Annotated in this window: 9 protein-coding genes; 1 reads left to right on the top strand and 8 read right to left on the bottom strand. The window is 66.6% G+C overall.

Annotation, left to right across the window (positions count from 1 at the left end):
* Positions 1–18: 18 nt before the first annotated feature.
* Positions 19–1,455: a basic amino acid/polyamine antiporter gene (locus J2S76_RS20290; protein WP_307063490.1), complete on the bottom strand. Its 1,437-nt coding sequence runs from the start codon at positions 1,453–1,455 to the stop codon at positions 19–21.
* Positions 1,456–1,798: 343 nt separating this feature from the next.
* Positions 1,799–2,857, bottom strand: coding sequence for a helix-turn-helix domain-containing protein (locus J2S76_RS20285; RefSeq protein ID WP_307063486.1), 1,059 nt, complete (start codon positions 2,855–2,857; stop codon positions 1,799–1,801).
* A gap of 144 nt (positions 2,858–3,001) precedes the next feature.
* Between J2S76_RS20285 and J2S76_RS20280 the strand changes: the two genes are divergently transcribed.
* Positions 3,002–3,976 (top strand): helix-turn-helix domain-containing protein, encoded by a 975-nt coding sequence (locus J2S76_RS20280; protein WP_307063484.1) that lies wholly within the window; start codon positions 3,002–3,004, stop codon positions 3,974–3,976.
* A 120-nt stretch (positions 3,977–4,096) separates the two neighbouring features.
* Here J2S76_RS20280 and J2S76_RS20275 read toward each other — a convergent pair whose 3' ends face one another.
* From J2S76_RS20275 to J2S76_RS20250, 6 genes are all read right to left on the bottom strand, one after another.
* Positions 4,097–5,422 (bottom strand): MFS transporter, encoded by a 1,326-nt coding sequence (locus J2S76_RS20275; protein ID WP_307063482.1) that lies wholly within the window; start codon positions 5,420–5,422, stop codon positions 4,097–4,099.
* A gap of 205 nt (positions 5,423–5,627) precedes the next feature.
* Entirely contained in the window at positions 5,628–6,317 is a 690-nt protein-coding gene (locus tag J2S76_RS20270; RefSeq protein WP_307063480.1) for a hypothetical protein, read from the bottom strand.
* 31 nt (positions 6,318–6,348) lie between these two features.
* Complete coding sequence (locus J2S76_RS20265; RefSeq protein ID WP_307063478.1) at positions 6,349–7,080, bottom strand: hypothetical protein; 732 nt, start codon at positions 7,078–7,080, stop codon at positions 6,349–6,351.
* Positions 7,077–9,641 carry a VWA domain-containing protein gene (locus J2S76_RS20260; RefSeq protein WP_307063476.1) on the bottom strand — a complete coding sequence of 855 codons (2,565 nt, stop codon included), beginning with the start codon at positions 9,639–9,641 and terminating at the stop codon, positions 7,077–7,079. The genes J2S76_RS20265 and J2S76_RS20260 overlap by 4 nt, the downstream gene beginning before the upstream one ends.
* Complete coding sequence (locus J2S76_RS20255) at positions 9,638–10,621, bottom strand: hypothetical protein (RefSeq protein WP_307063475.1); 984 nt, start codon at positions 10,619–10,621, stop codon at positions 9,638–9,640. The genes J2S76_RS20260 and J2S76_RS20255 overlap by 4 nt, the downstream gene beginning before the upstream one ends.
* A gap of 108 nt (positions 10,622–10,729) precedes the next feature.
* Positions 10,730–12,337 (bottom strand): alpha/beta fold hydrolase, encoded by a 1,608-nt coding sequence (locus J2S76_RS20250; protein ID WP_307063473.1) that lies wholly within the window; start codon positions 12,335–12,337, stop codon positions 10,730–10,732.
* Between the last annotated feature and the right edge of the window lie 493 nt (positions 12,338–12,830).

The raw sequence follows: 12,830 nt of genomic DNA, 5'->3' as shown, positions 1-12,830 counted from the left end.
GCTCCTATGTCTGGTCGATCAGTGGGTGATGGTGCCGGTGAGAAGGCCATAGGTGCCGATGGCGGCGGCCACGAGCGTGATGGCGAAGACCAGCATCTCGGCCCTGGTGAACACGCGCGCCTTCTGCTCGCGCCGGGCCCAGAAGTAGAGAAGAAGGGTGCCGGGCACGAACAGCACGGCCACCAGCAGCACGTATTTCAGGCCGGCGGCGACGAACATGAACAGGGTGTAGATCACGGCGATCCAGGCGATGATCTGGTCGCGGCCGCGCTCCTGCGGGGTGGTCTCGTAGCCGACCCCGCTGCGCGCCAGCAGCACGCCGTAGCCCGCGACCAGCAGATAGGGCAGCAGCGCCGTCACGCTGGTCATGTCGAGCATGAAGTTGAAGGCGTCGCGCGACCAGTAGGTCGAGACGACGAAGGCCGAGACGACGCCATTGGTCAGCCACAGCGCGTTGGCGGGCACGCGGTTGCCGTTCTGCGCCGCGAACAGCTTCGGCATGTCCTGCGACTTGGCAGCCGCGAACAGCACCTCCGCGCAGATCAGCGACCAGGCAAGATAGGCCCCGAGGACGGAGACCAGCACGCCGATGGAGATGAACACCGCTCCCCAGTGCCCGACGACGAGTTCCAGCGCTCCCGCGAGCGACGGGTTGGCGACCCCGGCAATCGCCGCGCGCGGCGCGGTGGCATAGGGCAGCAGCGTCACCGCCACCATCAGGCCGGTAACGGCGACAAAGCCGAGGATGGTGGCGGTGCCGACATCCGAGCGTTTCTTGGCGTAGCGCGAATAGACGCTCGCGCCTTCGATGCCAAGGAACACGAAGACGGTGATCAGCATGGTGTCGCGCACCTGCGCCAGCAGCGTCTTTTCCGGCATGTCCACGCCGCCGAAGAAGTTCTCCGAGAACTGCGCGTAGTTGAAGAAGAACACGAAGGCGAGGATCGCCACGATCAGCGGCACGATCTTGGCGATGGTGACGATGGTGTTGATCACCGTCGCCTGCTCGATGCCGCGCAGGATCATGAAATGAAAGGCCCAGATGCCAACCAGCGAGACGATGATCGCGGTCGCGGTACTGCCGTCGCCGAAGATATCGGGAAAGAAACGCCCGAGCGTCGAGCCGATCAGCACCCAGTAGAACACGTTGCCAAGACAGCTTCCGAGCCAGTAACCGAACGCCGACAGGAAGCCCATATAGTCGCCGAAGCCCGCCTTGGCGTAAGCGAAGACGCCGGCGTCGATGTCGGGCCGCTTCTCCGCCAAGGCCTGGAACACCCGCGCCAGCATATACATGCCGGTTCCGGCAATCGCCCAGGCGATGATGGCGCCAAAAGGGCCTGTCGCGGTGGCGAAGCGGCCCGGCAGGTTGAAGATGCCGGCGCCGACCATGGAGCCCACCACCACCGCGGTCAGGGCGGGAAGCGAGAGCTTGCCAGCGGAGCTGTTAGCCATGTTGCGCCTCTTGGAAAAGGAGGAAGCGTGGTGCGTTCAACCCTATAGACCAGCAGTCATTCCCATAAATGGGCCAGACGTCCCAATTGTTGGCCTGCAATCCCAATCTTACGGCTTTTACCGCAAAGAGCCAGATCCCCAACATGCTGCACATGCGAAGGAAAAACGAGCTCAACTGGCAAATAAAGCCTGGGTTTTGTTCGCAAGTGCCACATGAACTCTGTGTCGGGTGAGGCGGAGATGCTGAGCCTGGACAGCCGATTTTTCCGCGCACGTGCAAGCGGATCGCAACAACGACGCTCAGGCGCTCACGGGCGATGAACAACTTCCCCGAAAACCACGGCTAGGCGGCGAGCCAGCGGAGCAGTTCGGCGAGGCTCGGCATATTGCCGGAGACCATGCCGCTCCCCTCGAAGCCGCCTGTTCCCCGCAGGCCGATCCGGCCGGTCTCGCGCGCCTGCTTGGGCGAGATCCCGAACTCCTTGCGGAAGGCACGGCTGAACACGGACGCATCGGTGAAGGACCATTGCTCGGCGATGAGCGTGATGGGGCGGACATCCAGCGGGTCCAGCAGCGCGTGCCGCGCCGCCAGCAGCCGCTGCCGTCGCACATAGGCCGATATGCCGCCGATCGGTTCGAACAGACGGTAGAGGCGCGAGCGCGATACGCCGAGATCCTTGCAGATTGCCTCAGGGCTCAGTTGCGGCTCGGTCAGCCGGCGCCGGATCCGCCGCCGTGCCCGTTCAAGCAGGGCAAGGTCGATCGGCGCCTGCGCCTGCGCCAAGCGGTCGCGGGAGGGTCGTGCGCAGGCGTCGAGGAAGCAGCGCGCCGCCTCGGTAATGTGATCGAGTTCGTAAGGCTCGACCAGCGGAAGCCGACGGTCGAGCGCCAGCATCAGGTCGGCCAGCAGCGCCCCGAGGCCAGTGTCGAGCGGCACGTCAAGGAGGTTGTCGAGACAGGAGCCGGCCAGCAGGTCGCGCGGGACGAACAAGGTCAGCGCGCCGTCATCCTCGATCTCAGTGGTGAGTGGCCGCGCCAGCGAGTGAATGAGAGGCCGTGCTTCCGGCCGCTGATGCGCCGGCTGCCCCTCGTCGAAGCTGCACGGCAGCACGACGTACCAGTGATCGAGCACGCCCTTCCGCCAATGCGTCCAGCGCACGGGATGGCCTTTGCGCGGCAGGCTCGTGCTGGTGAGCACGAGGCGGCCGAGCGGCCAGATGCGCTGCGACATGGCGAAGGAGGCCTGCCCGTCCACGTCCGACCATATGTCCACAATCGCCTCATGGGCGGCACGGAACGCCTCGAACTGCTCGCGCGGCGGCAGGTCGGCGGTGGTAAACAGGATCGGGTGCACGCGGGTCGTTCGGTTGGACAACAGCTTCTGGATGACGCTCGCTCGCACGTTGCGATGCCGCCTCACAGGCGGGCGTGACGACTCGACATAGCCCGTGAAAGGACGCGATAGTCTTCGACGCTGGCAAAGCCCGCGACGAAGGTCGCCCTCTTTGCCGACTGCCGCCTGATACCGCTGGAAAGAACGCAGGCCATGCCCGCGCGACACAAGCTGGAGCTGGATTTTCGCGCGGTGCAATCCGGCCTCGGCATCGGCGAGTTCGTGCCCTCCGGCAAAGTGCTGGGAAATGTCGATGGGGTGTTCCGCGCCAAGGAGCATGGCTATCGCCGCATCGACGCGTTCACCCTGCTCCACGTGATGAACTTCGAGGTCGGGGATCCCTACAGCCTGAAGATGGCGCGGGCCGACCTCGTGTGCATCCAGGCCACCCTTGTCGGCCGCTACAGCCGATGGATCGGCCAGCGCATGGACCTCATCAGTCCGCACATGCTGCAGGTCAGCAATGTCCCCTTGTCGGTGTCCGGCAGCGATGCCGGCGCACGGCTGCGCGGCGTCCTCATCGTCTGCGATCGGCGGCATTTCATCGACCGTTACGGGCTCGACATCGCGCGGGTGCCGCCGGTCTACCGGCCGATCTTCCTTTCACGGGAAGGGACACCGGACGTGCTGTCGTTGCCGCTGTCGCAGGCCGGTATCGGCCTGGTGGACCAGATCGTCTCCTGCCGCTATCCCGAGCCGCTGCGCGGCATTTTCGTCGGGGCGAAAACCGTCGAGATCATCTGCGATGTCGTCTCCCAACTGCACGGTCTGCGCCTGCGCGCCGCGCCGCGGCTCATCACCGAGCACGCGAAGCTGAAGGCGATCGAGATGGCGGCGGAAATCTACCGACGCGAACTCGGCGATCCCCCGACCATCGAGCAACTCGTACGTCGCGTCGGGCTGAACCGCAATGAGCTGACCCGGGGCTTCCGCGATGTCTTCGGCGTCACGCCCCACGCCTATGCGCAAACCCTTCGCATGGAGCGGGCGCAGGACCTGCTGCGCGGCGGCGAGCTCTCGATCAGCGAGGTCGCCCGACGCATCGGCTATGAAGGCTATTCAAGCTTTGCGCGGGCCTATCATGCCCATTATGGCCGTGCGCCTTCACCCGCCGACCCAGGCGGGTAGACATTTTCGAGCCAAGCGAGCTCCGGTTCGCGCGAAGGAAATGGTTAAGAACAAGACCCTGGAGCACATCAGGTGAACCGGCTTCCACCGGACGTGCTCTGGCGTCGCGAAGGATGCGTCTCAGGAGATCGGCATGTGCGCTGTCTCGGGCATGCGCCAGACCACCAGCAAGCTCGTCGCGCCGGCGGCAATGACATAGCCGGCGGGCGCTAGCGGATTGTCCACCATCGCGGTCAGCCACACGGCGATGAAGGGAGCAAAGCCGCCGAAGATGGCCGCCGCCATCGCATAGGACACCGACGACCAGCGGGAGCGGTCGGGGGTCAGGAACAGTTCGGCCACTACCGCTGGAGCCGGCCCCGAATAGAGGGCAATGGTGACGCCGAACAGCACTTGCACCCCGACCACCAGCGGGAAGCTCTGAAACGCGACGATGGCCCACATCGCCGGGACCACCAGCGCCAGAACGAGGAGGCAGGAGCAGAGCAGGAACGGCCGGCGGCCATATCGGTCAGACAGCCGGCCGATGAGGGGAACGAGCAGGATGATGGAGGCAATGCAGATCGTGTTTGACCACGTCGCCTGTGCAGCGCTCAGCCCGGCGTGCCTCTGGGTGAAAAGCGGCATGTAGATGAGAAAAACATAGTAGCAGACCGTCCAGTGCATGGTGAACCCGAGCACGGTCAGGCCTGGGCGGCGTATCCGCCGCAGCACCGTGCCGGCGGAGGCACGTGCCGCCTGCACCCGGCGGTAGACCGGCGTCTCGTCGATGCCGCTGCGCAGCCACAGCGCCACGATCCCGAGGGTCCCGCCAAGGAGGAAGGGCATCCGCCATCCCCAGTCTTCCATGTTCTCGGGCGACAGTGCGGTGACGAGCAGCGCGGCAACAGCGCTGGCGAGGCCACTGCCCAAGGCCACGGTGACCGAGAGAAAGCTGGTGGAGAATCCCCGCCGGCCCTCGGGCGACGTTTCGAGCAGGAAGGCATTGGCGATGCCCCATTCCCCGCCGGCGGAGAAGCCCTGAACCAGCCGGGCCACGAGCAGCAGCACCGGGGCGAATACGCCGATCGCCTCGAAGGTCGGCAGGAGGCCGATGGCAAAGGTGCCGGCCGCCATCAGAATGGCGGCGATCATGAGGGCGGGTTTGCGACCCTGGCTGTCGCCAAGGCCCCCGAGCAGCAGCCCGCCGAGCGGGCGCATCACGAAGCTGACGCCGAACACCGCGAGCGTTGCCAGCAGCGCGACCGTGTCGCTTTCCTGCGGGAAGAAGGCACGCGACAGGTGGACGGCGAGCAGGCCGTAAATGACAAAGTCATACCATTCGAGGACGTTGCACAGCAGGACACCGATGAAAGCGCGCCGCCCCGAGCGAGCCGTTGGCCCGGATGCCGCCGGCTTCATCTCGAAACGGCCCTGACCGGGCGGAGCGGGCGGGGGTGCGGACATGCCACCTCGGGGGAAATCGACGCGCGAGCGCGGTACAGAAGCACGGCCGGCGCCCGTGGAGAAGCAACACTGTTTCACGGGCTTGGACGGTTGCGTCCGGCATACGATGCCCCGATTGGGAAAGGCGGCCTCGCTGGGCTCGCTCGTCGCGCGTCGGCCATCTCGGATGTCAGGCAAGCCCGGTCACGGAGCGCCGCTGTGCCGCTCAATCCACTTTGCGCACGTCATTGCGCAGATTGAAGACACAGCCTTCGCCGGCAATCCTTGTGTCGAGAATGAACCGTTGCGGCGTCAGTAGCCGGGCCTTGTAGGAAGTCACCATGCCGTCGCCGCCGCCCGCGCCGGCAACGGTATGGCGATCGAGCTGCGTCCATTTCGGGTGGTCGTCCTCGGGTCCCGGCTTGGTCGCCGCCTGGAATGCGTTCATGTCGAACGCGCCCTTCCAGGCGACCCGCACCTTCATGCCTTTGCCGTTCATCATGGTGACGACCATGGCCCCGATCTGCCGGCATTCGGCCGCGCCGGAAACCCCGCGCAGCAAGGTCGTTCCATCCCAGGTCCCGTCTTCCGGGCTCCAGTCCTGGAACAGCTCGAGGTCGCAGCTGCCGTCGCCGCCAAGGGCGATTTCCGCGTCGCGAATGCTGACCTTGGACCAGCCGATCTCGTCGCCATGGATCATCACGAAGCTCTCGGGATCGGTGGGGACGTCGGTGCCGAGCAGGATGGCCATGTCGTTCAGGGTCAGGTCGGAGAGGCGGCAGCGGCATTCCTTGCCGCTGCAGTCCGCAACCATGGCCTTCTTCCCGGCGTCAGCCTGCGCAAGCGCGGGGCGGGGAAACCCCGCGCCGAACACCAGGAGGAGGACGGCAATGATCGCGAAGCCAGAGTCTTTCATCGATAAACCTCGTCTGTCGCGCGCCAGCGCGTCACTTGCCCACCCGCGTGAAGTCATAGACCGCCGTGGTCCGGCAGTTGGCCATGCCCAGCGAGCCGAGCGCGGCCGCGTTGGCGCCCTCGCCCGCGCCGATGCGCAGATGCATCGTGGCCGTTGCGCGCTCCGGCGTGAGCAGCGTCGCTGTCAGGGAGATAGCGACCTTCAGCATCCCGTTGTTCGGGATGCTGATCAGGCCCTTGAAGCGACCCGGCGCGGTTTCGGTCCACTCGACCACGCGGGTCACCCCGCCGCCATCCAGCTTTGCGGGGTCGAAACGCCCGTTCCAGCGGACCGGCACGCTGGCGCCCATGTTGGCGACGATGGGCGGGACCCTCTCCGCGACCTGCGGAAGGCAGCCGGACATGGAATGGACGCGGACCGAGCTGCGCCACATGCCGTCAAGCGGCAGCATGGGTTCGAACAGCCGGACCTCGCACCGTCCCGTCCCGCCGGCCGCGCGATGCACCTCGTCGGCGGAGCGCGGCGACAAATAGGTCTTGCCCCCCACCGACACCAGCGTCATGCGCGTCGCTTTGGCGGGAATGTTGGGCCCGAGCAGGAACGCAAGATCCTCCTGGCTGGTGTCGACCAGGGCGCAGCGACAGCCACCCGCTGCGCAGCGGGCGACCATCAGCTCCTCGCCGCCATTCTGCTGCGCCTGTGCGGCCACGGGAGTGAGGGCGGTCACGGCCGCGAGGAGAAGATGCCGGATCACGCGGGTCACTCCGTCACGGAAAGCTGGGGGGCGAGGATGTCGACGGGGTCGAGCCCGTCGGGACCCCTCACCTCGATCCCGCCGATGGCCTTGACCATGCCGGCGGGCGCCGTGCCTCCCGTGACGGCGCGGGTGCCGGAGGCACGGGATGTCGGCCCGGCGACATCCAGCGTGGCCGCGAGGATGCGATAGGCCTGCCGGTCGGCGTCGCTCATGGGCTCGGTGCGGCAGAGCCGGCCGATCGCGATGTCCTCGCAAGGGCCGAGCATCGCGTCCCACTGGCGGGTGTTGAGCGCGATCATGGTCTCGTTGCGGTCCGGCCGCAGGGGCAGGAACACGGTAGAGGGATGGCGGGCGGCGACGCCGGCCGCGGTTTCCATCACTAGCGCGGCCTCCATGCCCCAGCCGCTGGGCAGCAGCAGGCTGAGACCGGTTGCCGCGTCGCGATGGAGGCAGGGCTGCGGGGCGTCGCAGGCGCTGTCGAGACCGTCGATCTCCGGCGTCTTGCGGGTCGCGTGGGCGGGCGCGTGGACCGTGAGGTCGAGCGGTGACGGCGAAGCGGAGAACGGCTCCAGCACCATGTGGGCGATGGCGCCGCCGCCGGCCGGCGTGCCGGTGATCAGCCAGAGGCCTGGCTCGATCCGCGTCTCCCACGGCCCAGTGACGGCATCGCCACTGGCGACGGCAAGCGCGTCCTGGCCACCGACGGGAGCCGCGAACCAGCGGACCGCCCCGCTCTCCGGCCCCCCGGCGAGCCGGAGCGTCACCAGCCCATCATCGGCGCGGGGCGCGTCCTCTCCGGCGGGGCTGCGCGCGCGCGAATGCGGAATGATGAAGTGGTTCCGCCCTCCCGCGACGACCGTGATCCGGCGGGCGAAGACATTGTCGCCCGCATCGCCGACGACATCATACTGGCCGGGGAAGAAGTCGGTTTCGACCGGATCCGCCGTTCCCTCATCCATCGCCCAGGCCTCGGGTGGCAGATTCTGGCCGGGAACGGGCGTTGCCGACCACACCACGTTGAACCCCATGGTTCCCATGTCCGCCTGAAGGGTGATCGGAACGAGATCGCGCGCTGTCAGCGACGAGCCGTCACCGCTTGTCGACGCTGAAGCGGCTTCGGCCCGGCCGGGCGGAACGGCGGGAGCGGCGTCGACCTTCTCCAGCACCACGGTGATCGGGCGGCGCGCGATCACCTCCGTGTCCCCAAAGACATAGAGAAACTCGTGCCCGCCCGGCTCGTCCGGCATGCGGAAGGTGAGCGGCTGGTCCTTTACGTACTCGTAGGTGATGCGCTCGCCATCGCTCTGGCGCACCAGCTGGATGTTGTCATAGGCGGCCGCCGGCCCTTCCCACGCGACGACGACCTCGGCGCCGACCTGCGCCCGGTCCGGGGCGGTCAGCGTGACCTTGGCCTCGGTCAGGCGGATCGGCCGCGAGAAGATGGTCTCCGCGTTATTGAACGAATAGACCAGCGTGAAACCCCCGGGCGTGAACGGCAGGCGCAGGCGGACCGGGTTGTCGCCGCCGATCGCGGCTTCGGCCACGCGCTCGCCCTTCGCGTCGAGCAGCTTGATATAGTCATGCTGCGCGGCAGGTCCGGTCCAGCCGATCTCGATCAGCGAGCCGGCGGGGGCGCTGTCGGGCGCGTTCAACATGACCGCCGCCTCGGTCACGGTGAGCGGCCGGCGGGCGATGATGCCGGCCGCGTGGCTGGAATAGGCGAGCTCGTATTTTCCAACGTCGAAGGGCAGCCGGAGCGAGACTGGGTTGGCGTTGCCGACAGCGGCCTCTGCGACGCGCTCGCCTTTGGCGTTGAGCAGATGGATGTAGTCGAACGGTCCCGTCGGCGCCGTGAAACCGACCGCCAGCACGGATCCCGCGGGGGCGCTGTCCGGCGCGCTCAACGTGGCGGTGGGAGCGACGGGTTTTGGAGCGGGGGGCGGTGCCGGCGCGGCCACGGTCGTGGCCAGCGCGTCGCGCAGGGCGTTGGCGTTCGAAGCCTCGATATAACGGCCGCCGGTGTTCTCGGCGAGGCATGCGACCTGCGCCCCTTCCGCCTTGGTGAGGCCGAACCCGATGACGTGGGTGGTGAAGTTGAGGCCAGCCGCCTCCAACTCACGCCCCAGGGCACAGGGGTCGGCCTTGCAGGTCTCCAGCCCGTCGGTGATGAGCACGACAGTGGCCGCCTCCTCGCCATAGCGCAACGCCTCGGCAGCCTGCCGCACGGCCTCGGAGAGCGGGGTCTTGCCGAGGAAGCGCATGGTGGCGACCCGCTCGCTGATCTCGGCGGCCGTGCCCCTGGCCGGCGCGACCATGAGTTCGATGTCGCGGCAATCGCCCTTGGAGCGGTGGCCATAGGCCAAGAGCCCGAGTTCCTGATCGGCCGGCAGCGTGCCCAGAACCTTGGCCACGGTCTCGCGGGCGATGTCGAGCTTGGTCCGCCCGTCGATCTGGCCCCACATCGAGCCCGACCCGTCCATCACGATGATAGTGCGCGGCGCCTCCGCCTGCGCCAGCCCGACCGACAGCAGCATGGCAGCCGCTGCGCCGGTGAAGGGACGCCTCATGTCGGTTCTCCTTGTGCCGAATAGCCCATGCGCCCGCCCACCCACGTGCCGGCGCGCTGGCCGAGGGCCTTGAACCTGTCGGAAGTGGCATCGAGCTTCGCCTCCCATTCGGGATCAAGCGTCTGGCCGGCGGTTACGTTGAAATAGGCCTGCAGCATGCAGGCGACGGCGAAGGGCTCGATAAGGGCGGCCTTGATCGACCATGCGAACAGGGCGGCGAAGATGAGGCCGCCCGCCGACAGCTGGCCCGGCATCAGCCATACGAGGGCTCCCGCCGGCCCCAGCATCACCAGAAAGACGAGAAGGGAGAGCAGCCAGACTCCGGCCGTCACCCAGGCCGCGCTGATCATGAGCCGGCGCGCGTTCTGGGCGTAAAGTACCAAGGCCGTGCGCGAGGCGGTGTATGGGTCCCGCCCGCGATCGTCGAAGCATTGGGCGAGCATCACCTCGTCCATCAGCCCGACAGCGATTTTCAGATAAGCGCGCAGGAGCGAGGCAAGCCCGTCCACACCGGGAAGAGGCAGGATCGACAACAGCCCCTCCAGCAGCCCGGTGACGGCACTGATCACCCCCTTGACCAGTTGATCGATGCCGAACAGCACGTTGGAGGCACCGAAGCGTTCCGTCACCAGGACGCGTGCATGGGCGATCTGGCTTTGGCCGTCCGCAACCGCGCGTCCCCGCAGCAGCTCGACCATCACCGCGATGTGGCCGGCCTTGACGATGTAGAGGATGTATTCGCGCAGGAAGTACAACACCGCGGCGACCAGCCCAAAACCGGCGGCCGCACCGACAAATCCGGCCGATAGCCGGCTCTCATCCTCCCACAAAGCGCCCACGCCATAGCCAATGCCGGCCCCGACACCCGTTGCCAGCACATAGGCCGCAGCAATGCCCGCATAAACCAGCAGGCGGAAGAACAGGAAGGGCGCCGTTCGACACATCAGTGCAAACGAGGTGGAGACCTTGAAGGCTGACACTGTCGAGTTTCCCGCTGTGGCCGCGCGGGTAACCCTATGGTCAAGAGGGGACCGGGCAAAACTACCAAATGGTAATCGAACTTACCTTTCGGCAGCATCGCCCCCTGATCAGTGGTCGAGCGTGTCGAATCCCAGCCCTGCCTTGTGAGCCGCTGCCAGCACATGGCGCAGGATGAAAGCGGTATGGCTCAGCGGGAGGCTGTGGCCGCCATCCTCGATCGCCCGGAACCGGCCATGCGGCATCTCGGCCGCAAGTTCCCTGACGGCCTGGCCGGAGACGGTGAGATTATGCGTCCCGTGCAGGCAGTGAAACGGCACGCAGACCTGGAGGGCTTCCTGGCGCCAGTCTTCATTGGTCAGCCGCATGTCGCTGCGAAATCCCGCCCCCTGCTGCGACCATGCGAGATGGAACCCCTCCTGCAGGGCGGCCTGGCAGTCCGGCCGACGCAGTACGGCCTGATCGAAATCGCAGCCGTCGAAGACCAGTTTCGGCAGCACGTCGACGCCCTGGCGGGCAATCTGCGACAGGCCGAGGCCAACGATCTTATCCATCAGGCCCGGAAGCTTCTGTGCCGCCCATGCATTCACCCGGTGACGGGTGGGCATGCCGGCGGTCTGGGCCCAGGTCTGCATCGGCGGTGTCGTCGAGGCGGCGACAACGGCCGCGACACGCTCAGGTGCGAGGCGGGCGAGGCGGGCGGCGAAGCGCGTTCCGATATCGTGGGCCAGCACGACGACACGCGGTTTGCCAAGCGATTCAAGAACATCCAGAGCCTGCGCGCAGGCCAGTTCCACCGGGTCGGCGTCGTCAGGCAATTGCGTATGCCCGAAGCCGGGCCGCTCGGGGGCGATGATGCAAAGCCCCAGCATCTCGGCGGCTCGCCGGAACTCGCCATGGCCGGCGATGCCGAAGATCGCACCATGGAACAGAAAAACCGGTACGCCGTCCATGGCTCCGAAACAGTGGAGGCCCAGCGGGCCGTGCCGGCTGTCGAACAGCGTCGCCCCAGGAATATCCACGCGCGTCCCAGCGCCCGCGACGCCGCGAGAAGGCGACTGGGTGCGCTCGAACATCAGCGAGAGCGCGTAAGCCGTCGAGATGAGTTGGGTCTGGGAGTTGACCCCCATCTTGGTCATGATCGACTTAACCTGCTGGCGCGCCGTTCCCTCCTTGCGCGACAGGGCGGCGGCGATCTGGTCGATGGACTTGCCGTCCATCAATCCCGCCAGCACCTCGGTCTCCGAGGGTATCAGGCTCACAGCATCGGCCAACTGGTTCAGCACATGCCGGCCGATCCCGCGGCGGACCTCCGCCAGCGAAATGGTGCCGCCGGCCTCGGGCTGCGAGCCCAGCAGAAAAAGCGAATGCCCGGCACGCGTTGCCACAGCGAGAGGAACTGGCCCCTCCCCGCCCCCCAGCCGATCCAGAAAGGCTGGCAGAGCCTGCGGCGTGAGGGCGGCTTCGGCGATCGTGCTGCCGATCGACAGGCCTAGCGCCTTGGCCGCCACGGCGTTCTGGCTCATGACGAGCCCCGTCGGGTCGATCGTCAGGAGTATACGGCCGCCATCAGGCAGGGGGCGGTCGAGGTTGCGCAGTATCTCCGGCACACCTTCGAGATGGGAGGCCAGCTTCTCGATGCCGGCGGGATCGTCCAGCGAAGCTTCTATGTCGTCGATCAGCCGGATGTAATGCGCTTCGCCCCTGCTGCTTCGCATCTATCCATCCTAGGCTGCTTCCGCAGAGCGAATGGGATTTATCCGGGCGCCCTGCCGCTAGGTCAAGGCGGAAAGCGACATAAGGCAAGGCAAAGATCACGTCCCGCAGTGCCGGCGCCCCTCCACCGCGAAGACCCCTACACCCCGTTTCCCTGCATCCGAGCACGGCGAAGAACAAGAGCGTGTGCACTGCAGAGCCGGAACAGAGGCCAGAGCACTTTCGAGCGAAGTGGTTTCCGGTTCGCTGGAAGAAAATGCGTAAAAATAAAAACCTGGAGCACTTCCGGTGAACCGGCTTTCACCGGAAGTGCTCCAGGGTGATCGTTGCACTCCGCTGAGGCTGAACAGAGATCGTCCCCGACCCAGGCCGGGGACGATGGGTATCGTTCAGGCTTTCCTCAGCCGACCCGCGTCAGTTTTTCTTCGGCGGGGTGGCGGGCCAGGAGCCGATGAGCGTGTCGTAGTCGACGGTCTCGCCCTGCGGCTTCTCGTT

The organism is Ancylobacter vacuolatus (genome assembly GCF_030813595.1).
In the GTDB taxonomy this organism is placed as follows: domain Bacteria; phylum Pseudomonadota; class Alphaproteobacteria; order Rhizobiales; family Xanthobacteraceae; genus Ancylobacter; species Ancylobacter vacuolatus.
Note: the sequence above shows the minus strand (reverse complement) of the source record. Positions and strands in the feature narration are given on the sequence as shown.

Coding starts and splice junctions, on each gene's coding strand:
- J2S76_RS20290 (WP_307063490.1), bottom strand. CDS start 1,455: ATGGCTAACAGCTCCGCTGGCAAGCTCTCGCTTCCCGCCCTGACCGCG.
- J2S76_RS20280 (WP_307063484.1), top strand. CDS start 3,002: ATGCCCGCGCGACACAAGCTGGAGCTGGATTTTCGCGCGGTGCAATCC.
- J2S76_RS20275 (WP_307063482.1), bottom strand. CDS start 5,422: ATGTCCGCACCCCCGCCCGCTCCGCCCGGTCAGGGCCGTTTCGAGATG.
- J2S76_RS20270 (WP_307063480.1), bottom strand. CDS start 6,317: ATGAAAGACTCTGGCTTCGCGATCATTGCCGTCCTCCTCCTGGTGTTC.
- J2S76_RS20260 (WP_307063476.1), bottom strand. CDS start 9,641: ATGAGGCGTCCCTTCACCGGCGCAGCGGCTGCCATGCTGCTGTCGGTC.
- J2S76_RS20250 (WP_307063473.1), bottom strand. CDS start 12,337: ATGCGAAGCAGCAGGGGCGAAGCGCATTACATCCGGCTGATCGACGAC.